Source organism: Nostoc sp. EspVER01 (assembly GCF_034530635.1).
Classification (GTDB): domain Bacteria; phylum Cyanobacteriota; class Cyanobacteriia; order Cyanobacteriales; family Nostocaceae; genus Nostoc.
Genome location: NZ_JAVRCS010000011.1, coordinates 105,216 through 129,938, shown reverse-complemented (window position 1 = coordinate 129,938; position 24,723 = coordinate 105,216). Strand labels below are relative to the sequence as shown.

The 24,723-nt window shown below is 41.2% G+C and carries 28 protein-coding genes; 13 read left to right on the top strand and 15 right to left on the bottom strand.

What is annotated here, in order from left to right; all coding sequences use genetic code 11:
• The first annotated feature begins 34 nt into the window (after positions 1-34).
• Positions 35-1,684, top strand: a complete 1,650-nt coding sequence (locus tag RMX69_RS12450; RefSeq protein ID WP_322637632.1) for an iron uptake porin — start codon at positions 35-37, stop codon at positions 1,682-1,684.
• A gap of 82 nt (positions 1,685-1,766) precedes the next feature.
• Here RMX69_RS12450 and RMX69_RS12445 read toward each other — a convergent pair whose 3' ends face one another.
• Positions 1,767-2,027, bottom strand: a complete 261-nt coding sequence (locus tag RMX69_RS12445; protein WP_289799312.1) for a hypothetical protein — start codon at positions 2,025-2,027, stop codon at positions 1,767-1,769.
• A gap of 232 nt (positions 2,028-2,259) precedes the next feature.
• Here RMX69_RS12445 and RMX69_RS12440 point away from each other — a divergent pair, with 232 nt between their 5' ends.
• The 3 genes from RMX69_RS12440 to RMX69_RS12430 all read left to right on the top strand — a co-directional run bounded on the left by RMX69_RS12440 (position 2,260) and on the right by RMX69_RS12430 (position 5,199).
• Positions 2,260-2,862 (top strand): DUF3318 domain-containing protein, encoded by a 603-nt coding sequence (locus RMX69_RS12440; RefSeq protein ID WP_322637631.1) that lies wholly within the window; start codon positions 2,260-2,262, stop codon positions 2,860-2,862.
• A gap of 126 nt (positions 2,863-2,988) precedes the next feature.
• Positions 2,989-4,533 (top strand): hypothetical protein, encoded by a 1,545-nt coding sequence (locus RMX69_RS12435; RefSeq protein WP_322637630.1) that lies wholly within the window; start codon positions 2,989-2,991, stop codon positions 4,531-4,533.
• 474 nt (positions 4,534-5,007) lie between these two features.
• Positions 5,008-5,199 (top strand): hypothetical protein, encoded by a 192-nt coding sequence (locus tag RMX69_RS12430; RefSeq protein ID WP_099099661.1) that lies wholly within the window; start codon positions 5,008-5,010, stop codon positions 5,197-5,199.
• A 186-nt stretch (positions 5,200-5,385) separates the two neighbouring features.
• On the opposite strand, the gene RMX69_RS12425 is transcribed toward RMX69_RS12430, so the two are convergent.
• From RMX69_RS12425 to RMX69_RS12400, 6 genes are all read right to left on the bottom strand, one after another.
• A complete protein-coding gene (locus tag RMX69_RS12425) occupies positions 5,386-5,790 on the bottom strand; it encodes a hypothetical protein (RefSeq protein ID WP_322637629.1) in 405 nt (134 codons plus the stop codon).
• Between the two features lie 539 nt (positions 5,791-6,329).
• Positions 6,330-7,103: a 1-(5-phosphoribosyl)-5-[(5-phosphoribosylamino)methylideneamino]imidazole-4-carboxamide isomerase gene (hisA, locus tag RMX69_RS12420; RefSeq protein ID WP_289799308.1), complete on the bottom strand. Its 774-nt coding sequence runs from the start codon at positions 7,101-7,103 to the stop codon at positions 6,330-6,332.
• A 47-nt stretch (positions 7,104-7,150) separates the two neighbouring features.
• Positions 7,151-7,450, bottom strand: a complete 300-nt coding sequence (locus RMX69_RS12415) for a DUF3593 domain-containing protein (RefSeq protein WP_322637628.1) — start codon at positions 7,448-7,450, stop codon at positions 7,151-7,153.
• Entirely contained in the window at positions 7,447-7,782 is a 336-nt protein-coding gene (locus tag RMX69_RS12410) for a DUF2499 domain-containing protein (protein ID WP_322637627.1), read from the bottom strand. The genes RMX69_RS12415 and RMX69_RS12410 overlap by 4 nt, the downstream gene beginning before the upstream one ends.
• Positions 7,783-7,905: 123 nt before the next feature.
• Complete coding sequence (locus RMX69_RS12405; protein WP_322637626.1) at positions 7,906-8,904, bottom strand: glycosyltransferase family 2 protein; 999 nt, start codon at positions 8,902-8,904, stop codon at positions 7,906-7,908.
• 113 nt (positions 8,905-9,017) lie between these two features.
• A complete protein-coding gene (locus RMX69_RS12400; RefSeq protein ID WP_322637625.1) occupies positions 9,018-9,716 on the bottom strand; it encodes a TVP38/TMEM64 family protein in 699 nt (232 codons plus the stop codon).
• Positions 9,717-10,167: 451 nt separating this feature from the next.
• Between RMX69_RS12400 and csaB the strand changes: the two genes are divergently transcribed.
• Positions 10,168-11,205 (top strand): polysaccharide pyruvyl transferase CsaB, encoded by a 1,038-nt coding sequence (gene csaB, locus RMX69_RS12395; protein ID WP_322637624.1) that lies wholly within the window; start codon positions 10,168-10,170, stop codon positions 11,203-11,205.
• A 25-nt stretch (positions 11,206-11,230) separates the two neighbouring features.
• The gene (locus RMX69_RS12390) at positions 11,231-11,683 is read left to right on the top strand and encodes a retroviral-like aspartic protease family protein (protein WP_322637623.1); all 453 of its coding nucleotides are present in this window, start codon (positions 11,231-11,233) and stop codon (positions 11,681-11,683) included.
• A 1-nt stretch (position 11,684) separates the two neighbouring features.
• Here the strand turns inward: RMX69_RS12390 and pgeF are convergent, their stop codons facing one another.
• Positions 11,685-12,470, bottom strand: coding sequence for a peptidoglycan editing factor PgeF (pgeF, locus tag RMX69_RS12385; protein WP_322637622.1), 786 nt, complete (start codon positions 12,468-12,470; stop codon positions 11,685-11,687).
• 77 nt (positions 12,471-12,547) lie between these two features.
• On the opposite strand from pgeF, the gene RMX69_RS12380 reads away from it, so the two are divergent.
• Positions 12,548-13,366: a biotin--[acetyl-CoA-carboxylase] ligase gene (locus tag RMX69_RS12380; RefSeq protein ID WP_289799300.1), complete on the top strand. Its 819-nt coding sequence runs from the start codon at positions 12,548-12,550 to the stop codon at positions 13,364-13,366.
• A 90-nt stretch (positions 13,367-13,456) separates the two neighbouring features.
• A complete protein-coding gene (locus RMX69_RS12375) occupies positions 13,457-15,061 on the top strand; it encodes a M23 family metallopeptidase (protein ID WP_322637621.1) in 1,605 nt (534 codons plus the stop codon).
• 65 nt (positions 15,062-15,126) lie between these two features.
• Here RMX69_RS12375 and RMX69_RS12370 read toward each other — a convergent pair whose 3' ends face one another.
• The gene (locus RMX69_RS12370; RefSeq protein ID WP_289799298.1) at positions 15,127-15,807 is read right to left on the bottom strand and encodes a riboflavin synthase; all 681 of its coding nucleotides are present in this window, start codon (positions 15,805-15,807) and stop codon (positions 15,127-15,129) included.
• Between the two features lie 340 nt (positions 15,808-16,147).
• On the opposite strand from RMX69_RS12370, the gene RMX69_RS12365 reads away from it, so the two are divergent.
• Positions 16,148-16,645: a bifunctional nuclease family protein gene (locus RMX69_RS12365; protein ID WP_094349146.1), complete on the top strand. Its 498-nt coding sequence runs from the start codon at positions 16,148-16,150 to the stop codon at positions 16,643-16,645.
• Positions 16,646-16,790: 145 nt separating this feature from the next.
• The gene (locus RMX69_RS12360; protein ID WP_322637620.1) at positions 16,791-17,921 is read left to right on the top strand and encodes an aldo/keto reductase; all 1,131 of its coding nucleotides are present in this window, start codon (positions 16,791-16,793) and stop codon (positions 17,919-17,921) included.
• Between the two features lie 193 nt (positions 17,922-18,114).
• Here RMX69_RS12360 and RMX69_RS12355 read toward each other — a convergent pair whose 3' ends face one another.
• The 3 genes from RMX69_RS12355 to RMX69_RS12345 form a co-directional block, all read right to left on the bottom strand.
• Positions 18,115-18,372, bottom strand: a complete 258-nt coding sequence (locus RMX69_RS12355; protein WP_289799297.1) for a hypothetical protein — start codon at positions 18,370-18,372, stop codon at positions 18,115-18,117.
• Positions 18,350-18,571 (bottom strand): hypothetical protein, encoded by a 222-nt coding sequence (locus RMX69_RS12350; RefSeq protein WP_289799296.1) that lies wholly within the window; start codon positions 18,569-18,571, stop codon positions 18,350-18,352. Before RMX69_RS12350 ends, RMX69_RS12355 begins: the two co-directional genes overlap by 23 nt.
• Before the next feature lie 123 nt (positions 18,572-18,694).
• Positions 18,695-18,961 carry a hypothetical protein gene (locus RMX69_RS12345; protein WP_289799295.1) on the bottom strand — a complete coding sequence of 89 codons (267 nt, stop codon included), beginning with the start codon at positions 18,959-18,961 and terminating at the stop codon, positions 18,695-18,697.
• 448 nt (positions 18,962-19,409) lie between these two features.
• Between RMX69_RS12345 and RMX69_RS12335 the strand changes: the two genes are divergently transcribed.
• Positions 19,410-21,218, top strand: a complete 1,809-nt coding sequence (locus tag RMX69_RS12335) for an ABC transporter ATP-binding protein (RefSeq protein ID WP_322637665.1) — start codon at positions 19,410-19,412, stop codon at positions 21,216-21,218.
• A gap of 171 nt (positions 21,219-21,389) precedes the next feature.
• Positions 21,390-22,007 (top strand): Uma2 family endonuclease, encoded by a 618-nt coding sequence (locus RMX69_RS12330; RefSeq protein WP_322637619.1) that lies wholly within the window; start codon positions 21,390-21,392, stop codon positions 22,005-22,007.
• A gap of 28 nt (positions 22,008-22,035) precedes the next feature.
• On the opposite strand, the gene RMX69_RS12325 is transcribed toward RMX69_RS12330, so the two are convergent.
• Positions 22,036-22,266, bottom strand: a complete 231-nt coding sequence (locus RMX69_RS12325; RefSeq protein ID WP_104899038.1) for a type II toxin-antitoxin system HicB family antitoxin — start codon at positions 22,264-22,266, stop codon at positions 22,036-22,038.
• Entirely contained in the window at positions 22,266-22,478 is a 213-nt protein-coding gene (locus RMX69_RS12320) for a type II toxin-antitoxin system HicA family toxin (protein WP_322637618.1), read from the bottom strand. The genes RMX69_RS12325 and RMX69_RS12320 overlap by 1 nt, the downstream gene beginning before the upstream one ends.
• 95 nt (positions 22,479-22,573) lie before the next feature.
• On the opposite strand from RMX69_RS12320, the gene RMX69_RS12315 reads away from it, so the two are divergent.
• Complete coding sequence (locus tag RMX69_RS12315) at positions 22,574-23,176, top strand: hypothetical protein (protein ID WP_322637617.1); 603 nt, start codon at positions 22,574-22,576, stop codon at positions 23,174-23,176.
• A 136-nt stretch (positions 23,177-23,312) separates the two neighbouring features.
• Here the strand turns inward: RMX69_RS12315 and RMX69_RS12310 are convergent, their stop codons facing one another.
• Entirely contained in the window at positions 23,313-24,194 is an 882-nt protein-coding gene (locus tag RMX69_RS12310) for a LysR family transcriptional regulator (protein ID WP_322637616.1), read from the bottom strand.
• Between the last annotated feature and the right edge of the window lie 529 nt (positions 24,195-24,723).

Below are 24,723 nucleotides of genomic sequence, written 5' to 3'. Positions count from 1 at the left end.
CTGGATTACTGTAGGTGTGAGTGAAAGTAAAAACATGACAAAACGATTCTGGAATCTTTTTAAGGTTAGTCCGGTTGTATTAGCTGCTACATTTTTCGTTGCTAACAGTGCCTTAGCTGCTGAAGTTAACGAACAGGTAACAAATGTTGGCGAGTTATCTGAAGCTCAAGAGTCTAACGACATGAGTCAGGTAACATCAGTTTCTCAGTTTTCGGATGTGCAGCCTACAGATTGGGCGTTCCAAGCTTTACAATCTCTAGTTGAGCGCTATGGCTGTATTGCAGGTTATCCTAACAGTACTTATCGTGGGAACCGTGCTTTAACCCGTTATGAATTTGCCGCAGGTTTGAATGCGTGTTTAGATCGGGTTAATGAACTGATTGCTACAGCTACTGCTGATTTGGTCAGCAAACAAGATTTAGCTACTTTACAGCGTTTACAAGAAGAATATTCTGCTGAACTAGCAACTCTGCGCGGTCGCGTTGATGGACTAGAAGCCCGCACTTCTGAGTTGGAAGCTAATCAGTTCTCCACTACCACCAAGTTGGTTGGAGAAGCAATTTTTGCCGTGTCTGATGTTTTTGGTGACACTAGAGCCGCTCGTGGTGGCGATCCTACTCAAGATTTAAATTACAACACCACTTTTAGCGATCGCGTTCGTTTAAAATTGTTGAGCAGTTTCACTGGTACAGACCAGTTGGAAACACGTCTAAATGCTGGTAATATCGTCTCCAATCGTGGTAACGATGCATTGGGTACCGGTACTGGTACCAACATGAGCCGCTTAAGTTTTGATGGAGATACTGGCAACAGCGTTAGCATTGATAAACTCAACTATGCTTTCAACTTGACTGATGCAGTACGTGTCAAAGTTGATGCTACTGGTGCTGAATTATACGAAAACATCAATAACTTCAACCCTGACTTCGCCAGCTCTGGTAAAGGTGCGCTCTCACGCTATGGACGTTTCAGCCCCATATATCGCCAAGGTCAAGGTGGCTCTGGTGTAACTGTTACCTTCAATCCTAAAGGCGCCATAAGTCTCAGCGGTGCTTATCTAGCTAGGACTGCTAACGACCCTACCCTTAATAATGGGTTGTTTGATGGTGATAACGCTATCTTTGGTCAGATATCTTTCCAACCCACCAAAGCCTTTAATATTGGTCTAACTTACGCTCGCACTTATCAAACTGATGGTGCTGCCAATAACCTTTTCCAAGGTACAGGTAGTATTTTTGCCAATACTCCTTTTGGGGCTAACACTCGTACTGAATCCAACAACTACGGTGTACAAGCTACCTTCCAATTTAGTCCTCAGTTGGCTATTAGTGGTTGGGGAGGTTACACAACTGCCGATGCTAGGACTGGTATTAATGCAGGTGCAGACGCAGATATTTGGTACTGGGCTGGAGCGCTTGCTTTGAAAGACTTTGGTGGCGAAGGCAACGTTTTAGGTGTGATCTTTGGTCAACCACCCAAAGTTACTGGTGGTAGCATCAAAACAGTTGCCGGCAATACTACCTTCGACGACAGTACTTCTTATCACTTAGAGGGTCTTTACAAGTACAAGATTTCCGATAATATTCAGGTTACACCTGGTTTGTTGGTAATCTTCAACCCAGAACACAACGACGCTAATGATACTGAATACGTAGGTACTCTACGTACTACTTTCTCCTTCTAAAATTGGAGATGAAATATAAAGCTGAGAATTAGATAAACAAAACCCCACCTAAAAGTGGGGTTTTGTTTAGGAAGAAAATTGGCTATGTAGGATTGTAATCTGGCTGATTGGATATATCTTTTGGGGGGCGATCGCTACTCCAAGCCCACCACACAGAACCACAGTGACAGTAGTAAAACTCTTGCCATTTACGACGACGGTCTTCCGTAAGAACAGGCGATCGCCGATTGAGCCAAACTTTCTCAGCTTCTAGGCTACTTGAGTGGCAGTTAGGACAGCAAAAATCATAAGCATGTATTGCCTTATTCGTCCATTCAGGTGGGAGGGGAGCAAAAGCGTCCATGTAGTTACAAATATAGTCTTAATGGCAAGCCAAAACTTTGAGGTTTTGAATTTGGCGGCAAAGGAATACTATAAAATCCCGCCATACTATCAAACTCCTGAATAAATATTCTTATAGCTCGATCTGAATTTATTCAAGACTGCGAGAGTATTTCATAAATCAAAGGTTAACATGAAAACTTTATTTTTTACACACCTAGTTACTATGCACATTATGGCTAATAATTAAATTTATGGAGCCAAATGTTGAAATTCGCCGTTTGTTAGATGTGATGCCTGCTTCTGGTCGGATGACGACAAAAATCGTCAGTAAGCCAGAGCAAGCAAAAGTAATTGACGCTTCCTTTCCCCAACCCTGGAACCAAGCGCGACCAATATATATTAATTTTGATTTGTGGCGTCGCCTGACAAAGCCGCAACGAGACTTGCTGCTGTTGCAGATGGTTAGCTGGTTGACGGGGGTAAAGTGGTTTAAACCCGACATTTATCAAGGTGTGGTGTTGGCTGGGCTGTTAGGCGGATTCTTAGAAGCAGCACAATCAGATGTAGTGGGTGTAGCTGTCGCTGGGGGATTAAGTGCGATCGCTGCTTTTCGGATCTGGCGCACTAATAAATCTCAAGAGTCAGAGTTAAATGCCGATGCAGCCGCAATTAAAATAGCACAGCGGCGTGGTTATTCAGAAGTTGAAGCAGCACAGCATCTATTATCAGCAATTGAAGCGGTAGCCAAAATTGAAGGGCGTTCCAGTTTCAATTTTACTGAGTTGATTCGTTGCCAAAACTTACGAGCGATCGCAGGTTTATCAGCAGTGGGTATACCAGAAAGTTATAAGTAAAAATGAGTAATAATTCCGAAGTCAGAATCCATCTGTCTGAATAGTTAAAGAATCAGAATAATATCTGATGATAATCGCATTTACAGCAATCTTGATGATCCAAAAAAATTGGATTCTGAACTAACAATGTTAAGCAATAAAATTAGCAAGCTTACTTCAAAATTACCTTTGAATTCTCCTTGGTTTATTATTCTTCTTTTTTCTTTTCTTGGTTTAATAGGTATTCTTAACCATTCCATGTGGCGAGATGAACTAAATCCCTGGCTGATTGTCAGAGATAGTGGCTCGTTCGGAGATTTAATTGCAAATATTCATTATGAGGGTCATCCTGTTCTATGGTATTTTTCTCTGGCCATTCTGAGAAAAATAGTCGATTATCCTATTATTATGCAAATTTTCCATTTGGCAATTACTGTTGTTTCAGTTACACTTTTTTGCCTATATAGCCCTTTTAACTATCAACAAAAATTTCTATTTTCCTTTGGGTTCTTTCCTTTTTCCGAATATCTTTTAATTTCTCGAAACTATGCCTTTAGTATGTTATTTGTTTTTGCATTCTGTACAGTTTTTGCATCTAGAAAAATAACTTATGCTTATTTGGCAATTTTATTGGGTTTACTAGCAAATAGTAGTGCTTATGGTTTACTAGTATCATTTGCTTTATTATTGACTTTACTGGCTGAATTTTGTTTTGATCGTGAACATCGACAGCAGTATTTTAGTCAAACCAAAAAGTACGACTTGTTTTTAAGTATTTTAATTATCACATTATCTTTTATTTTATCCATTTATATTATTACTCCTCCGACAGATAGTTATCTTCACGGTGGGTTAAATAATGGTTGGCTAATAGAATTAGATGTCCGTCATCTGTTGAGAAGTATCGGCAGAGTATTTGGTAGTTATTTATTAATTATTCCTGCACATAAAAGATGGCTGGATTTAATTGTTTGTGCGACAATTGCTTTATTTATTGTAGTTTTAACTTTAATAAAATTATCTGAAAAGCCAGTTGTTTTCTTTTTCTACATGATAGGCAATGGTATATTATTTGCCTTTACATACTTGAGATTTTTAGGTATGCCGCGGCATTTTGGACATTTCTATTTAGTTTTAATTGCAGCTTTATGGCTGGGAAGTTATTATCAAAATTCTATAGTTTTACTTAATAAAATTTCTATTCTTCCACGTTCAATTACATTTATTCATAAATGGCATTATATCGCTTTAATGCTCATTCTTTATGTCCAGTTTGGAGGAGGAATTTATAGTTTTTCAAGAGATTTAGTTGTACCATTTTCTGCTAGTCGTGAAACAGCCCAATATATTCACAAATCTGGATTAGATAATGAGTTTATTGTTGCCAGTCGAGATGCGAATATGGCTCCTTTATCGGGTTATCTTAATCGAAAGTTTTACTATCCAGAGGTGGAAAAAATGGGAAGCTTTACTTTATTTAAAAAAGGTCGTCAAGAAGTTGAACAAGCTGAGATATTAAGCCAGATTAATTCTCTACTTCAAAATCAAGATGAGCTAAAGAAAGTTTTGCTGATTTTAAATAAAAAATTGAATGTCAACCGCAATGATTTGAAAATTGTTCCGATTAAAGATTTTCAGAGAGGCTGGGTGGATAGTGAAAGATATTATCTTTATTGGGTAGATGAAGTATAAGGATAATGCGCCAGAGAACTTTGTAGTTTAATATAGTATGGACTTTTTTGTAATAGAGGATCAGCATTTACATTTGAATGTGTCGCCATAAATACTTGTTGTATCCAGTGGCTATCGCTAACAAAAGATATTTCATCAAAGCTACAGCAAGAAACTAATCCTGCTTTCTTAGCCATTTTACAGCGCTGTTCTGTCTTAAAAAACTAAGGGCTTAATTGTTATACAAGCAAAATGTGTCACCAAAACACCTCAAAACTAACGCTTTTGCATCCTTTGACTAGCTTGCCACCGCTGATAACTAGCTGGGATGCGTGAGGCTAATCTACACTGGAATAAGAGAATGTGTGTTTAACTGACTTAGATATCAAAAACTGGGGAGTTTTGTCATACCTTCTCGGTGTTGCTTATGAGGTGATTACCTCGTGTGGTAAAACTTAACTTAAATTCTGTCAGTTACTAACGGAGTTGATGGGAATGAGCACCTTAATTTTTATTGGCTTGATAGGAGTTTACGGAGGCGGCGCTTGGAAGTTTTGGAATGGGTTTGAACGGACTAATTTTAATCCAAGTTTGACCAATCGCATTGGTTTATCTTTGCTATGGCCAGCTTTGTTTATTACAAATCAGTCTTATCGTCGAAACTTTAGAAAGGCGTTGAAGGGCTAGGGATTAGTATTAAACCTAACGTCATCCAATCCTGACGGTGGTATATATCTCAAATAAATCTAACCTACAACCTCGCTCCCCTATTAGGGAAGCGAGGTTAGGTTTGCTCTTTTTACGAAGCAGAGGAATTAGGGAGGGGTAAGTTCGTTAACCGTTGGAAAATATTTTAGCTGGTGAATTTAGGAATTATTTACCATTGGTTAATAGATGGATTGCTCCACCAACAGCTGCACCATCAATAGCATTGCCAAGAGTATCTCTTTTATCGCCAGTAACTACTCCCGTTACTGCGCTAGCTCCTGCACCAACTCCGATATCTTGAGCAGCGTTTCGGTGACGGCGATTACGAGTATTTCTCAGACCATTTGCACCATTGACGGCTGCACCAGTGACACCACCCTTAACAGCATTCCCTAATACACTGCCATTTCCCCTAACAGCTCCGGTTACAACGTTGGTAACAGCCCCGATACCTGCATCTCTTAGTACTTGGTCATCAGCAGCAGCGGGTTTGGCGGGAACTAAGGTTACACCAGTTAAACTTGCAGCCATGAGGCTGGGTAAAAGTGCGCGTTTTAGGATTTTATTCATTGTGTTACCTTCTCAAAACATCAAACAACTTTCTAAAAACCAAAGTTACTAGAGTCTGATAAAACCTGAATTTTTTATTTGAACTACTAGCAACTATTTATTGTTTGAGAACATATTCATTGTTGCATTTGCAAAGTCATAACTGCATCTACTGAAAGCATGAATATAAATTCAGTCCAGAGAAGGCCTTAATGATTTTTTAAATCATACAAGGGATTACATCTTGACAAAATTAATTAAATATGGACTGTAGATTTGTCACAATTAACAAGGGATTTGTAATGACAAATAAGTAGTGTTTACCTTATCTATCTCAGGACTTACGCAAAATCATGAAAAAACGAACCACAGAGGGCGCAGAGGACACGGAGAAATAAGAGTTTCAGAGAGTTCTTGCGTAAGTCCTATATCTAAAGATAGTTGTCAAAATAATTAAATTAATATCAATTCAATTAATGATTGCAATACATTCTTGGCTAAAGACGCGATGAATCGCGTCTCTACAAGATGGTCTATTTGTCGAACTTGCCAAGAAAATGTCAAGCAAAGGTAGAAAAACCGAGATTGGGTGGAATATCCTGAATTCGCCCAGGTCCGATCGCTCGTAATGCTTCTTTGAGTAAAATATCCTCAGTATACAAAGCACGTCCGACAATTACGCCAGTCACGCCTTGAGGTTCTAACGCCAACAAACTCAGCAAGTCGGTGACAGAACTTACCCCGCCAGAAGCAATTATCGGGATGGAAATTGCGGCTGCAAGTTCTCGCAAAGCTTCTAAATTTGGCCCTGTCAGTGTACCATCCCGGTGGATATCTGTGTAAATTATGGCGGCTGCGCCCAATTCTTGCATTTGTACAGCTAGTTGAGTTGCTAAAACTTCCGAGGTTTCTAACCAACCGCGAGTTGCGACTCGACCATTACGGGCATCAATACCGATAATAATCTGTTCGGGAAATTCTTGGCAGAGTTCTTGCACTAACTGGGGTTGTTCTACGGCAATGGTTCCAAGAATTGCCCACTGTATGCCTAGATTAAATACCTGTTGTACACTAGTGCGATCGCGCAATCCTCCGCCAATTTCAATGGGTACTGACACTGCTTGAGCGATCGCTTCAATTGCCCCCAAGTTTACTACTTTACCTGCTTTGGCACCATCTAAATCAACTATATGCAATCTGGTAGCACCTTGATCTACCCACTGTTTGGCAACATCAGCAGGATTTTCGCTAAAAACTTGCGAGCGATCGTAGTCTCCCTGATACAGTCGCACACAGTGACCTTCTAGTAAATCAATCGCTGGAATTACGTCCATTTAACTCTTCCTCATTGCAATCAAAACGCTATCTATAGCTGAATTTACTATTTTTCATTTTTCATTTGTAATTGCCTTACAGCTTGCCCAAAACCTAGCACAAGCAAGATGTTAGAAAGCGTCAAAAAAAGTTCTGCACCACCGTGCAACCAATCTACATTGGCCAAAGACTCGCCATAATGCAATTGGGCGTAAATTCCGGCTGGGATGGTGATAGCAACAAAGACAAGCGTGCCGTAAAATCCATACAACGCTAAACGCGGCATTTGCGGACTGCGGCTGATAAACCACAAGAAACCCAAATAGGGAAACAGTGAAAGTGCAAACAGGGTTTCTTTAGAAATCATTGCTCTGATTTGATAGGTTTTGGTTCAACAGTGTTAACAGATTTGGTAGAACGCCAAATCAAAAACGCCGCCGCCCAAAGCGTAAAATTACCAACTAAAGTCATGGTAGCTTGAAGCGTTACCATCCATTCCAAAGATTCGGCGTTGTCGAAATAATGCCAGGTACAGGCACACATAGCGCTGACTAAAGCTGGTAACATCGCCAGGGATAATCCCCACCAGCTGCGGTTATTAGTCAGTTCGCCGTAAGTCCAGATTAACCAAATGGCGACAATCCACTCTATAACGCTAGAAATATGAATAATCCAGGTGGGAATCGAAAGGGTGTGCATAAGAAAGTTAGGAGTTGCGAGTTAGGGATTTGGAAAGGACATTACTACTGTCAAGGTAATATGTCGCTTGAATTTTATATTTGTTTAAACAAACCTTTATTATGCAACGCCAAATAAAAATTCTTATTTGTAAGCGTCTTCTAAATTATCTAGTTTGTCAGAATTGCTCGTTGAGTTGGAGGATTTGCGCGCAAAACCACCTACCTCTGCCAAAGTATAGAGGGGTCTGGCTTTAACTTCTTCGTAGATGCGCCCTATATATTCACCTAAGATGCCAAGACTTACTAACTGCACAGAGCCGAGGAAGAAAATTGCCATCAAAATAATCGTAAAGCCGGTTAAAGGCGAATGGGGGACAAAAAGACGCCAATACAAGACTAATAAAGCCATGAAGATGGCCGCCGCCGCCGCTACTAAGCCTAAGTAGGTTGATAACCGCAGTGGCACTATTGAAAAAGACACTAGACCATTGATAGCAAGGACTAAGGATTTGCTAAAAGTGTATTTAACTTCCCCAGCAAAGCGGGGATTGCGCTCGAACCGAATTGCTGTTTGCTGAAAGCCAACCCAAGAACGTAAACCACGAATATAGCGGTTACGTTCTGGCATAGAATTGAGAATATCTACAATCTGCCGATCCATTAGACAAAAATCACCAGTATCAGTAGGAATCTCTACATCTGCAAGCTTCTTAAGGATACGATAAAAGAAATAGGCAGTAAAACGCTTAAACCATCCTTCTTTTTGGCGTTGAGTGCGTTGAGCGTAGACGACTTGATAGCCCTGTCGCCATTTTTCAACCATGTCGGGGATTAGTTCTGGTGGGTCTTGTAAGTCTGCATCAAGGATGACAATAACTTGACCGCGGACAAAATTAAGACCAGCAGTTACTGCAATTTGATGACCAAAGTTACGAGCAAAGCTCAGATAGCAAATGCGCGGGTCTTTTTGATGGAGGTCTCGTAGTAATTGTAAGGAGCGATCGCGGCTACCATCATTGATTAAAATTAATTCGACAAGCCCATCCATCCGATTCATGACTGCACTCAGTCTGCGGTATAGTTCTGGAATAGTTTCTTCTTCGTTATAAATTGGAACAATGAATGAATACTTTGGTAACATCTAAAAATATTGTTTAATTTTTTAACAGATGATAGACTGCTTGTAATTATAAAGATTTGCTTCTCACCATACCTAATAAGACTTAAGTCAGATTTTTATAGTTTATTTATTCTTTAGGTTGAGTCATCTGAAGAGTCTGATTTTTTCAGCCTTTCTACAGCTTTTTTGGGAAAAGTTCGACGATGGCGATACCAAGTAGACCCTGCTATGAGTGTTCCAGTTAGGCCTAATGCAAGTATTAGCGGCAAAAAATCGCCTGTATTCACTGCCTTCAGACCAGAACTACCTAGTAGTACAAAAGGTAAGACACTAGGAACAGTACCAAGTGTTGTACCGAGAACATAATCTTTAAAGCTAATCGAAGTCAGTCCCGCGACAAAGTTAACCAAGCCATAGGGCATGATTGGTACTAATCGGATGGCAAACATATAAAAAAGCCCTCCACGACGCACCTCAGCATCCATAGCTTGCCAGCGTCCTGCTAGTCTTTTTGCAACTGCTTTGCGTCCAATAGTTCGAGTAAAAACGAAGGCAATTATTGCCGCAATGACTGCTCCAACACTAGTCCAGACAGTACCTAGCCAAGGGCCAAAAATGGCACCTCCAGTCAAATTTAGTACCGTTGAGGGCAAAACTAACATGGTTGCCACAACGTACATAACAATATAATTAATCGGTGCCCAGATACCAGAAGATTTGAGCAAAGCTTGAATTTGTACTGGTTCAATGCCACCAAGAAGATATACGGTTATACCAGTTGCAATTATGCAACTCAGCGTGAGTAGCAAAATACCAGTTTTCAAGTTCCACATTAGAACTCTACTCCTACTTTTTGTGTAACAAAACCCATCTTTTTGAAATTGAAATCCTTGTAGAGACGCGAAATTTCGAGTTTCTACAAGGATTTTTCACTAGATGTCTATTGTATTAGCTAGTTTTAAAGAGAAGCGACGTAACTTTTATCCCAGTATCCAAGCACAGACCAGAAACCGCAAGCTAGCAAGACTTGTGTCAATGAAACCGGAAGTGAACACTTTGGAATGGAAAAAATGTAAGTAATTATAGCGCCTGCTATCCTGCTTAGGACAAGTCTGCTATGGATAACTGTTACAGTAGCTCTCTGACGATTTGCCAATGAATGTCCTAAGTTGTTTGACCACTGTTATAGAACTTGGGAATGAGTTTACCATCTATATGGTGGACAGAGATTCATTTAACAATAGCTATTAATTAATCTAAAATCCAAAATCCAAAATGGTCAAAATGCGGGCATTATTGTCTGGATATTACGGTAAAGGTAATGGTGGTGACGAAGCTTTATTGGCAACGCTTTTGCAAATGTTGCCATCTCACGTAACGCCTGTGGTGCTTTCTGGCAATCCAGAGGAAACCCGCGATCGCTACAATGTAGAAACCTACGATCGCATGGCTCCCTTAGCTGTACTACAAGCTTTACGCTCAAGTGATGCCTTAATTTGGGGCGGCGGCAGTCTCATTCAAGATGTTACCAGTACCATCAGCCCATTTTATTACGGGGGACTAATGGCACTGGCGCAGAAAATGGGTTTGAAAACTGTTGCTTGGGCGCAGGGTATTGGCCCTTTAGTGCGTCCGCAAACTCGTTGGTTGGCACGGCAAACCTTTAGTAATTGTACCAAAGTTAGTGTCCGCGATCGCGCCAGTGCGGCTTTATTATCTGATTGGCAAATTCCTTGTATGATAGCGCCTGACCCAGTTTGGGCGTTGGAATCTCAACCAGTACCAGGACTTTGGGATTTACCTGCGCCGAGAGTTGCGGTAACGTTGCGATCGCATCCCCAACTTACAGAAACACGTCTGGCAAACTTAACTCGCGCTTTGGTGGATTTTCAAAAAGCCACGCAAGCATTTATTTTATTACTGCCGTTTCAAAAAAGTGAAGATTTAAGTATTGCTGAAGCTATTCAACCACACCTTAAAGATGTCAGCCAGATTTTGTGTCTGGAAGATCCGCAACTTTTAAAAGGTGTGTTTCGCGGCGTTGAAATGGCGATTGGGATGCGTTTGCACAGTTTAATTATGGCTGCTGCTGAAGGTTGTCGTTGTTTTGCTCTTAGTTATGACCCCAAAGTAAATCGTCTGATGGAAGATTTAGAAATGCCTGGATGGGATTTAGCAAGTTTACCCGATGACCCCAATTTGATTGGTCTGACTTGGATGGAGCATTATGCCAATGGCGATCCTTTATCATCAGAGAAAATCCAATCTTTGGTGGATGGCGCTTTAATGCACTGCGAGTTGTTGAGTGAAGCCTTAAGTTAAAGAATTTCCCAAAATTATACAGATTATGGTAAATCTCAATCGTGCCAATTCTGCCGCTAATCAACCTATGGGTGCAGTTCGCGTCAAAATCAAGCTCACTAATGCCATTGATGAAGCGCTTGTCAGTCGAGGAATGCTCAATCCAAATATGCTGCGAGTGTATGAAACAGAAGCATTAGTGGACACAGGGGCAGTACGTACTGTACTACCCATGTCTATTGTCCAGCAACTTGGTCTAAGAATTCGAGGACAGCAGATTGCTCAATACGCTAACGGTAGTGAAGAATCTATCGGCGTAACTGAACCCGTAATTATTGAATTGGCAGGACGGGAAACTACCGAAGCCACATTAGTTACAGGTAATATCGTCCTGATTGGACAGACGGTTCTAGAAACGCTGGATTTACTGGTGGACTGTAGAAATCAACGACTTATCCCGAATCCTGAACATCCTAACTATCCTGTAATGAGAATATAGGCTAGTGACTAGTTTTGCCGCTGACAATCCCTGACCACTGTACTTTTTTCTCTTTCTCCCGACGGTAAGAAAAGAAATGCTCTGGAGTTTGGAAAGTACAATAAGGTGCGATCGCAATTTGTTCTGCACTAATTCCCATATTTTCCAGTTGTAAGGTATTCACTCGCCGCACATCTAGGCGTACCTTGCCAGGATTAGGATCTTCTAGTAAAGGTGAATTTGGTAATTCATGCAATGCCGTTACAATTTTTTCTTCGTCATTATGTGATATAATACTAGCCCCGATTTCGGCAGCCACTTCGGTAGAGACTTGGTAAACCTCACCAGCGATCGCTGGGCCCATTGCAATTCTCAAATCATCAAGTTTACTGCCTTGAGATTGTAGTCGAGCGATCGCCAAGGGAACAATCTTTTTAGCAGTCCCCCGCCAACCAGCGTGTAATGCCGCCACCCGTCCAGTTCGCACATCCCCAATTAGCACGGGTGTGCAATCTGCGCTAGCGACCCAAACCGCTTGTCTTGGCTGTTCACTCATTAAACCATCTGCCGATGCGAAATCCTCCTGTGCAGAGCTTAAGAAGCTTTCAACTTCTTGGGGGGTGAGAACAGTATTGCCATGAACCTGCTTTAAGCGATAGACTGATGCCTCTGGTTGCAATACTTCTGTGATAACTTGTGGCGATCGCGGCCAAAACTGTTGGGTAAAGAAGCCGTGGTGCCAACTTTCCAGAATACTACAAGTTAGATAGGGGAGTCCTTCCCAATTGCGCCAGTGCCAAGTGTGCATCTTCAACCAAACCTAAACAGAAATCACTCATCAGCCAATCAATGCTAACTTGAACAACGGAATTTGGGTTAACTGCTGTGGGATTTAATCTGCAAAACTTGGAAGCAGCCTTGCAAGCAGGGCGTAAGCATACATATTTACCATTTTCTCTTCAATTTTTTGAAAGCGTCTCCTCAACCAACCAAACCCTCTGGAACTTACTCAACCAAGGGGCTATTTCAGGGACAGTAGTAATCGCAACTCAGCAATCTGCTGGGCGTGGACAATGGGGACGCCAGTGGATTTCTCCGGCTGGGGGATTATATGTTTCCGTGGCGATTTCTTTCGACCATAAAATAGAGGCTACTGACAGCTACCAGCTAACTTTCGCTACTGCTTGGGGCATTGCGTCGCAATTGCGCCAATGCGGTATAGATGTTGGGATAAAATGGCCCAATGATTTAGTTTTAAATGGTCGCAAACTAGGCGGCATTTTGACAGAAACCAAAGTAAACAAAGGACAAATTACCCAAGCAGTAATTGGTGTTGGTATTAACTGGACGAACCCAGTTCCAGAAACTGGAATCAATCTGAAATCGTGGCAAGCTTCCCAAGATATTAGACCAATTTCTTGTCTGGAAATGCTCACCTCTAAAGTCTTGCTGGGAATAGAATCCGGTATGGAGTGCCTTTTTCAAGAAGGAGTAAATATACTCTTGTCTGGCTATCTAGACTTGCTTACAAACATGGGCGATCGGGTGTACATCAATAATCTTTCAGGTACAGTAGTTGGGGTAACTCCTCAAGGAAATTTACGAGTTGATTTAGAAACACATCATACAAAGGAACTAATTACACCGGAAATTTATATTGAACCCGGTACAATCAGTTTGGGGTACCATAAATCTTCCGTTTAAATTTGAGGTTTGTTCAAAATTTCGCTCTTTGGGCAAGACAAACCACTAGCATCATCTCTTTAGGCCAATTACACACAACTGAGAGAACAAATGACGCAGCGCAATAATTCTGCCCATCATCGTTTGCATTACTTATGGCAGCAAGGTCTAACAAAAAAACGTTTTGCCTCAACACTACCAGCTCAGAGCCTCTGTTGGCTGAGTAGCGTTAGCCTCCTTAGCGGTGGCTTCGTGTTTGCCCAAACGGAAACACAAATAGACAATATAGTTCCTACTGTTGAAAGTTCTCAACCAACAGCAGTTACAAATCCAGTTAACACTTCGACTTCTCTTCGAGACGCTACGCGAACGCTCAGTGTTAAAAAACAGGCTGTTGCGTCGCCGGAAGCCGCTCAAGCGCAACCGGAATTTTCCCAACGGCGAGCCAGACTCAGACAGAGACTAGGCAAGCCAGAGGTTGCTCAATCAAAAGAGCCAGTTAAGCAGTCTACACCCAAAATCGAAGCAGCTGAACCTGTTGTAATTATCAGACAGTCAAAGCCCAAAGTAGAAGCCTCACAAGTCACTCCTGTAAGGGTGAGACAGGAAAAACCCAATACCCCTGCCCGCTATGCACCTGAAAAACTTCCAGTAGTTGCTCAACCATCAAATAACTCTAACAGCCCTGTCAGTGCAACGGCGGAGAAAAAGAAGGATTATAATAACGCCTATATCGATCCTAATAGTTATGACAGTGGTGCAACAGGTACTTATCAAGCACCAAACTCTGTAATTGTTACAGAACGCTCCAGCGGTTGTCGAGCCATTTTGCCATCAGGGCAAAGTGTATTAGGCGGCGTTTGCGCCAAAGTACCCCAGAAGAGTGTAGCTGATTCTAATGGTAAAGCAGCACCCAATTGGCTCAGAAGAAGTCAAAACGCCCAATTACCAGTAGTTCCACCAGTGCGGCAAATTGCAACTACTGGCAACACCAGTAGATGGCGTGCTGCTCAAAGTGGTTCTAGCGGTGTCACCAAGAGCGCATTTCGCTCGAATCGGTTTATCCCGACTCCCGCAGAATTCAGCCCCACAAGAGTGAGTGCAACTCCCATTGCACCGAGTGGTGGGACTTTACCGCCACCAATGGCAGATGGTAACATTGCACCCCGCCCCAGCAACGTAGCTTACGACTTTTCACTGGCATCAGTATTGCCGCAAATTCCCTATATGGGGAGAGTTGCATATAGTGGTACGGGAATGATGTATCCCTTGTCTATTCCCGCTCCCATTACTTCTTTGTTTGGTTGGCGAGTTCATCCAATCACCGGTAATCAACGCTTCCATGCAGGTACAGATTTGGGTGCGCCTACGGGTACGCCAGTTTTGGCAGCTGCTGCTGGTCAAGTAGAAACTGCTAACTGGTTGGGCGGTTATGGTTTAACCGTTACTCTGAATCACAAATCGGCTCAACAAACCCTCTACGGTCACATGTCAGAAATCTTTGTTAAACCCGGTCAGTGGGTAGAACCTGGAACTGTCATCGGGCGAGTTGGCAGCACTGGTAACTCCACAGGCCCTCACCTGCACTTTGAAGTCCGTCACCTGTCACCAAACGGGTGGGTTGCTACTGACCCAGGCGTGGAATTACAAAGTGCCCTCAGTCAGTTAGTGCGAGGTTTGCAAACCGCTCAGGTAAGCCAAGAACCAGGCAGTTAGAAGAAAGTTAGGAGTGAGGAGTGAAGAGTTATGAATTTAAAACTCCTAACTCCTAACTCCTTTACTTACAAATACCCGTGTTCTGCTAGGAATGCGGGTGTAATGCCATCTATACTATTGTCATCAGTGCCTCTGGTGTGGGGATTGCCAGAATAAAGAAATTTTTCGACGTATTTGCCGAGAATATCCCCTTCTAGATTCACCAAACTGCCAGCAACCAAATAGCGAAGATTGGTCTCGCTGTATGTCAGGGGAATTACCGCTACTTTGAATTGGGAGAGTTCTGGCTCATAATCGGCGACTGTGAGACTGATGCCATTGACGGCAATGCTACCTTTGGGGACAATGTACCGTGCGATCGCATCAGATGCAATAAAGGTCATTTCCCAAGAACTAGCCGTTTGTTCTGCCACTAGCAATCTACCAATTCCATCTACATGCCCCATCACAAAATGACCGCCAACTTTGCTGCCTACTTTTAGCGACGCTTCTAAATTGACATATCTCTGTTGGGTTTGCTCACCTCCCAAGGTTGTCCGGCGTAGAGTTTCCGGTGAAGCCGTGGCAATAAACCCGTCTTTTAAAACTTGTTCTACTGTCAGGCAAACACCATCGACAGCAACGCTGTCACCATAAGCCAAATCTTGCATAATTACTTCACCCGAATGGCTTACACAAGTAATTTGCCAAGAATCGCCCCCTAAGGGTTCCATCGTTCCTAATGCTTGGATTAATCCTGTAAACACGGCTTTTTTGTCAAACTAACTCTATTTATTGCCTAATTTTGCCTGAAATCAATTGGTAATTGTCACAGAAATCTCGAACATCCAAGTATATTTTCTGACTTTTTTTAGGATAGGAATATTAACACATTAGCATCCTTCACAAGGCATACTTGGTTAAGAAGGTTATTCTTTAAGAAGACCAATTTGACTTACTCTGGTTTTCACCACAAGTTCGGAGTTTAATAGAAGCAATTATAGAGAACGAATGCTTATGTTTATTACTGTCACCAAACCGCCTAAAAAAGGGTGCTATTTATTACACGGCATCCAAGGCTCTCAAAGCATTGTAGAGGCTTAGGCAATGATTGAAATGAAAGTCGCTGGCATAGCATTAGATGCCATAACCCGCAGCCCGATCGTCCTTTTGAAAGATTCTTCAGATCGGCGGGCTTTGCCAATTTACATTGGTCAGGAACAGGCTAGGGCAATTATGGGCGCACTGGAGAATCAGAAGCCTCCTAGACCCTTAACTCACGACCTGATTGTAAATATTTTAGAGACTTGGAACATGACTCTAGAAAAAGTCATTATTCATTCCCTGCAAAAGGATACATTTTATGCAGCTTTAATTGTCCAGCAAGGCGAAGTCAAAAAAGAAATTGACGCGCGTCCTAGCGATGCGATCGCTATTGCTCTCCGTACAAATACTCCCATTTGGGTAATGGAAGAAGTCATTGCCGATGCTTCTATCCCTGTTGATCGCGATGCAGATGAAGCCGAACAGCAAGCCTTCCGTGAATTTATTTCTAATCTCCGTCCTGAAGATTTGATCAAGCGCTTTGGTAATGGCGACAGCTAGGAAAGTTATGAGTTAGGAGTTAGGAGTTATTAGTTATGAGTGATTTTGCTTCAACTCCTAACTTGTAAGCAAAAAAGTTAGGAGTTAAGAGCTATGATTTACTTCCTTCAACTCCTAACTTATAACTCCTAACTCTTTGTTAAAAATGCAATACCGACGCTTTGGAAAAACGAATCTGCACCTCTCGGTTTTTTCCTTGGGAACAATGCGCTACTTGACTTCTTTTGAAAATGCTCACCAGACTATCGAACAAGCCTTAGCGCTAGGAATTAATCATTTAGAAACTGCCAGAGGTTACGGCAAAAGCGAGGAGTATCTTGGTAGAGCGCTAAAAGCTGGGTTGTCAGTACCCCGAACGGAGCTTTATGTCACTACCAAAATCTCAGCTACAGCAGATGCTGACACCATGCGTCGGTACATTGACGAATCCCTAGAACGATTACAACTAGATTATTTAGATTGCTTAGGTGTTCATGGTTTGAATACCTGGCAACATTTGGAGTGGATGCAAGCCAAAAATGGCTGTATGCAAGCTGTAGAAGAAGCTGTTGCTGATGGCCGAGTACGACACGTTGGTTTTTCCACCCACGGGCCATTAGAGGTAATTCAGGCAGCAATAAATACAGATTTATTTGAATTTGTCAATCTGCATTATTACTATTTTTTCCAACGGCACGCACCAGCAGTTCAACTAGCTGCCGAAAAGGATATGGGCATTTTCATTATTTCCCCTGCTGATAAGGGAGGACGCCTCTACACGCCACCTCAAACCTTAAAAGACCTGTCTTATCCGTATTCACCCTTAGAATTGAATTATCGATTTTTACTTGCAGATCGCCGTATTACTACTTTGAGTATAGGACCAGCTAACCCAGGTGAATTAAGAGAACCTTTACAAATTGCTGACCATGATGGAGAGTTAACACCAGCAGAAATTTCCATTTTCCAGCGGTTAGAAAATCATCAAAAACTTGCTTTGGAAACTGATAATTGTAGCCAGTGTTATGCTTGTTTACCTTGTCCAGAAAATATCAATATTCCAGAGGTATTGCGGTTACGTAATCTTGCCGTGGCATACGACATGAAAGACTATGGGGAATATCGTTATGGAATGTTTGAAAATGCCGGTCACTGGTTCCCTGGAATGAAAGGCAACCGTTGTACAGAATGCGGTGATTGTTTGCCTCGGTGTCCAGAAAAGTTAGATATTCCAGCTTTGTTAAAAGATACTCACCAAAAATTAAGTGGGAAAGCAGGTAGGAGATTGTGGGGTTGACAAATCCAGGGTCAAATTCGCTATCAGTCCCTCTTCTGGGCAACTACTTTGACCTGTGCAATTGCACCCTCTGGAGCTATATGTATAACGACGTATAACGGCTAAAGTGAGCGGTGTCGAGTAGACTAGAACATAGCGCGAAGTCTCTCTACCGTCTGCTCCACTGCGTTGTTAGCTGGCTTGTCGCAACGGGCTAGTTCAAAAAACTCTCATATTCATCATGATCACCGATCCAAATCCAATAATAATCGTCACCCTTTTTCAAAGCTAATGCTCGATACCTATCACTGAGACGGGCAGACCAAAGGTTTTTACCAACTTTTTTGAAATGCAACGAGGGATGAAGTGAATTTTCCTGCCAAAGTTGATAAGCTTTCCGCGCTTGCTCTTGCATCTCAGGTGACAACTCGGCATACGCTTTCCAAAAATCATCCGTCGCAAAGGACTTCATCGAGATCCCTCACGTTGTTTGCTGCAATGTCCTCCTCTGCTTGAGCAATGAGACGATCTAATTTTCCTGATGCTAAGTCCACTTCGATTTTCCGATCCCACATCTCATCGAGATATTCTTGAAGCCATTTTGCCAGATTGCGAACTTCATCCTCTGATAATTGCTTGATTGCTGATTCAACTTCTAGGCGAGTGTTCATCGGGTACTCCACATACTAAAAGCAGACATATATGCCCACTAATTATAGCTTAGAGGTCAGCAGAGCTAAAAAAATAGACAGCAGCTATTTGAAAGTTTTTGTGTAAAAGTCAGTACTCAATGTTTATTCAAAATCATCAGGCTCTTCAAAGCTCGACGGCTGAAGACGAACAATATTGCCATCCTCTATTCCTTCGATTTTGTTGAGAATCTTTTTTGGGGATTCTTCAGAGAATGTGACTATATATTCATAGATCAAACCATCATCACTCTCGTTTGTCTCAATATCCCACTCCAATTCAAGCAGATCGTTGTATGATATGCCAAGCTCAGACGCTAATTTCTGATTTGCCAACTTTTCTTGCATCTCTTCAAGCTGCCGATTACTCATTGTCCTGATCTCCGTATTAAATTTTAAGGTAACTATTTATTATACAAAACTTTCCGTATATTTTTTCTAAATCCTAATATATCAAGCATTCCCGACATCCGCACAGTGCAGGAATTACTCGGATACAAGGATTTAAAAAGCACGATTATTTACACCCATGTATCTAATAGGGGTGGTAAAGCTGTTCGTAATCCGCTTGATTAGAACTACTGATATATATATATTGCATGAATTTTGAACACCTAAAATGGTACAAAGTTAACACCCTAGTGCCTTAGCCTACGGCATAACACACCCTACAAAACTAGTTTTTAGGTTTCAACTTCGGGGTTTTCAGCCAACATTCTTAGAAAAATGTAAAATTAATAAAGATTTAATAGAGTCAGGAAGATCCGCCTAAGCTGGGGTATCTCGCGGCAATAAAGATGAAGATTAAAAAAAAAGAAATATCCTGCGCCAATCACTAACGGTTTTCCGCTACAGTGGACGGGCTGTAAGCTTAGTATGGACTACTAGCCGATCGCTTACTATTTTTCTGGCTAGTTTAACTTTGGTGGCTGGTCTATTACCGGCGGCGATATCCTACATCAGTAAATTAATTGTTGATGCAGTGGTATTTGCCTCTCAAGCTAATACACAAAGCAATGGTTCTGTCAATATTTATCCTTCACTATTTTATGTAGGATTAGAAGCGATCGCTGTAATTTTACTAGCAGGCAGTCAGCGAGGAATCACTATTTGTCAGTCGTTATTGCGGGCGCTAATGGGTCAGCGAGTAAATGTACTCATCTTAGAAAAGGCGCTGACACTCGATCTTAGGCAGTTTGAAGACTCAGAATTTTATGACAAATTGACCAATGCCCGACGAGAAGCATCGGTTCGTCCCCTTTCCCTAGTAAACCGCACCTTTGGATTGGTGCAAAATGCCCTTTCCCTAATCACCTATGGGATTTTGCTAGTAAATTTCTCAGTTTGGGCGGTGGTGGTACTGATTTTGGCAGCTATGCCTGTATTTATTGCCGAAACAAAATTTGCTGGAGAAGCCTTTCGCTTATTTAGTTGGCGTGCGGCAGAAACCCGTCAACAGCACTACTTAGAAAATCTATTAGCAAGAGAAGATTTTGTCACAGAAGTCAAACTTTACCAGTTGGGAGAGATGCTGCTAGGACGTTATCGCAGCCTATTTGAACAACTCTATGGTGAAGACCGTGATTTAACTCTGCGGAGAGGATTGTGGGGATATCTCTTGAGTTTGGTCAGTACTGGTGCTTTTTACTTAGCTTATGCTTGGATTGTGTTGGAAACAGTGTTAGGTAAGATTTCCTTGGGAGATATGACAATGTATCTCACTGTTTTTCGCCAAGGACAGTCTACTTTTTCCAATGCCCTCACTTCTATTGGAGGGATGTATGAAGACAACCTATATCTATCAAATCTCTATGATTTCCTGGAAGAAGAAGTACCAAAATCTTGGGGTAAGGCAACCATTGGTTTAAATCCCCAAGATGGTATCCGTTTTGAGAATGTCTCATTTACTTATCCGGGAAGTTCCAAGCCAGCATTGAGAAATATTTCGCTGCATCTTAAACCCAGAGAGAAACTGGCTATTGTGGGTGAAAACGGTTCCGGTAAGACTACCTTAATCAAATTACTTACCCGACTCTACACGCCAGACTCTGGGCGAATTTTCTTAGATGGCTTGGACTTGCAGGAATGGGATGTGGATGTATTGCGGCGGCGCGTTGGTGTGATTTTTCAGAACTTTGTCCGCTACCAGTTCACTGTGGGGGAAAATATTGGCGTGGGCGATGTAGAACATCTCGAAAACAAAACACAGTGGAAAACTGCTGCTGAAAAAGGCATGGCCCAATCTTTTATTGACCAATTACCCCAAAGCTTTCAGACTCAACTTGGTCGTTGGTTTAAGGGAGGACAAGAACTTTCTGGGGGACAGTGGCAAAAAATTGCACTGTCTCGTGCATTTATGCGATCGCAAGCAGATATCTTGGTGTTAGATGAACCAACATCAGCAATAGATGCCCAAGCTGAATTTGAGATTTTCAATCATTTTCGCTCGATTACTCAAAATCAGATGGTACTTTTGATTTCTCATCGCTTCTCGACGGTACGAATGGCTGACAAAATTCTAGTCATAGAAAACGGCGAAGTTATAGAACAAGGAACTCACGAAGAGTTGTTACAGCTAGGAGGACGTTATGCCAAATTGTTCCTCTTACAAGCCGCTGGTTATCAATAAGAAAAGAAGTTAAAAGACTATATGAATTGAGATAGCGATGCCTACAGTCGGCTGCGCCTACGCTCACTTTGTAAAAAGCACATAACATCTTTATCTAACCACGTTAAACTGTTCAGTAAATATGGCTCATTAGACAATCCGTATCGTTAAACATTGCTACCCGATAAAATTATGCAAATAACAAAACAGCGATACTATACCCCAGAGGAATATTTAGAGCTAGAAGAAGCTGCTGACTACAAAAGTGAATACATTGACGGGCAAATAATTCCTATGGCGGGTGGAACAGTAAATCATAATCAAATAGCACTCAACTTAAGTACTGAGTTAAATTTCGCTTTTAAAAAGCAGAACTACCGGGTTTTTATGGGTGATATCCGTCTATGGATACTCCAAAAGCGTACCTATACCTATCCAGATGTGATGATTCTGGCGGGTGAACCAGAGTTTTTTAACAACCGAAAGGATATAATTCTGAATCCACAGATTATTGTTGAGGTTTTATCAAAATCTACCAAAGGCTACGATCGCGAGGATAAATTTCAGGCTTACCGGACTATTTCCACTTTCCAAGAATACCTATTAATTGACCAAACTCGGATTCATGTAGATCAATTTTCCAAAACCGGGAAAAAGCAATGGACGCTTCGTGAATATGATGAAGAAGATGAAGCGATCGCACTTGTAACCGTACCATTTGAGATTTCTCTACAGGATTTATATAACAAGGTAAACTTTGAGCCTGTTGAGTCGGAAGGCGAAAGTGCTGATGTTGAGAAATTTGGGTAAAGTGCGATGCCCTGTATCTTAAAAAGATTTAAGCAACTTTTAACGGTTTTTGAGGAAAAGTAATTGGCTCTGGCAAAGGTTTTCCTTGCTCTTCATACCATTCAATCAGAGATTCAATTACCTCTTGCCCGTGTTTAGCGGCTTCTTCATAACTCTTACCATGAGTGTGAAATTGCTGCCAAGGGAATTCCGGTAAGTGTACTAAGTAGCAATTATCCTCATCTGACCATTGAATTACCATACTGTAGCGATCGTTCATTATTCTTCCTCTATTTCTCTTAGTTGCTTCAAAACACGATTAACTTGTTTTTCTAAGTATCGAGGTGCATCGTCTCCATCTTTTCCAGCAATAGTAACTGGTTCATCAGGTATCAATAGGTGAGTCCAGAACGTATGACTACCTTTAGCAGAACGGTAGACAAACCCAGCCTTCAACAAAATAGTTTTTAACTCTCTGATTTTTTTGGGCATCTACCCTAAATTTAAATAACTATGTTATTATCTTTTTGGTACATAAGTACTATACAAATAACTCAAATTTTTACTAAATATTTTTGAGGTCAAACTTGTCTCTATCAGAAACCATTAAGCTTAAAATTTATGAAATTGTAGAGCAAAATCCAGATTGGTTTCCAATATGCTTTACTTTCTACAAAAATGCAAGTAATTACTTAATTGATGAAGGGCATCCCAGTCAAATCTCTTATAAAGACTTGTTTCTCCAAGAATATGTAAGCGGAGATGCCTTAACTTCTGGTTACATTATAGGTCAATTTCATGCTCTAATAGCGTCTCAAAAGGCAGCATTTATTGCTATTGCAGTACCCGATGTACCTTTGGCAAATTCACAGAGGGAACATAACAATTCTATTTTGCAAGGGATAGCTCAACCATTTAAAGCAGAATTTGATGGTACATCATGGGGTGAAGACGGAATCATTGAATGGGATGCTCAGGATACTTTTGCACCAACTCATCCAGAGCTTACTTTAAATAGAGATATTTGGAGGTTCCCTTTGGAAGTAGGTACGTGTTCACCAACAACTTTATGGGTTCGCTTTATGGATTGGGGTGGTTGGGCAAGATGGCCTTATCATTCTCAATATATCTATTTATTTGCAGCCCCAAAGCAGCTTATGAGAATGAAGGACTCTTTACTAAAATTTTAGTGAGTAGTAAAAATTGGGTTGAGTAAGTAGCATCTATTATTAATTTTTTATTTAAAAAAACTATATTTTCTAAATACAAAGTTTAAATGCTTTGTTATTTTGCATAGCCTCTTTCTCAGAAAAGGGTCGTCATTTCTTAACAGATACTCCTGACAACTTGTAGAAATTCTCTTACTACAGGTGTCATATCCTCTTCCCGCCAGACTATAGCCGTTTCAACTAATGGTGTTTTCTCCTCCAGAGTACGATAAACTACGCCAGTTCTCTGAAGATTTTGCAATGAAGACGGTGCGATCGCAATCCCCATTCCCGCTGAAACCAATCCGATAATCGTCTGCATCTGAATCGCTTCTTGAGTCACTTTTGGACTGAAGTCTCCTTGCTGACAAAGACTTACGATTTGGTCGTAAAGTCCGGGCCCCAAATGGCGAGGGAACATGATAAAGTTTTCGTTTACTAGCGATCGCACTGAAATCTTTTCTTGTTCAGCGAAAGAATGAGTTTCCAACATAGCCACAATTAAAGCTTCTTGCTGAATGCATTCTTGATTGAGTGTGTTGTCTTCTAAAGGTGGATGGGCAAAACCTACATGGATGTGCCGATTCTGTAGTGCTTGCTCTTGCTGAGTTGTGGTTAATTCTTGCAATACCAACTCTACTTCTGGAAACTGTTCTCTAAACCGCCGCAAAATCACAGGAAGCAAATCGTAAGTTACCAAACTGGTAAACCCAATTCGTAATTGTCCCTTTTCACCTCTTCCCGTTTTTTGAGTTAGCTCAATTGCTTTTTGGAGTTGAGCTAAAAGTTGATAAGCCTCTTGCAAAAAAACTTGTCCTGCTTCTGTTAGTTGCACCTGTCGTTTGGTCTTGCGGTGAAACAGTTCTACTCCCAATTGCGCCTCTAATTGCTGAATTTGCTGGCTTAAGGGTGGTTGAGCGATGTGCAGTCGCTCGGCGGCTCTACTGAAGTGCAGTTCTTCAGCTACAGCAATAAAGTAGCGCAAGTGTCGCAATTCCATTTCTTTTTCATTTTATAATGTTTCAATTCTCTATAAATATATAAACGCAGAGAGGCGCAAGTTAGCGCAAATATTTTAGAGAATTTGTAACAAAAACTAGAGGTGCGATCGCTATGATTAATGCTAATTTACGTATAAATTTCATTGATACTCGACAATCAAAAATGTATTGCTCACTAGAATCATCCCGTGAAAAAATGTTGCTTGTAATATAAAACTGTATAAGTTTCTATGCTATATTTATTAGTTTTTAGAAGCAGCTATTGAAGTTTTTACGTATTGTTATAAAAGCCTCAGATGCTATGTAAAAATTATTTAAACTTGGCTTCAGCGTTCAAGCTTGATTACAAATCCTGCCACCATACTTGATCTACCAAGAGATTCATTCAAACTATAAAATAATATTAAGTTTTAAGCATTTTAGTGCTATATGCTTTACCAGCTAAGATTTTAAAAATAGTAATTATCGCTTCTTTAATAATGAGCAAGAGTGTTTCAAAAAATATTATTCATAGCGCCGAATAATGAT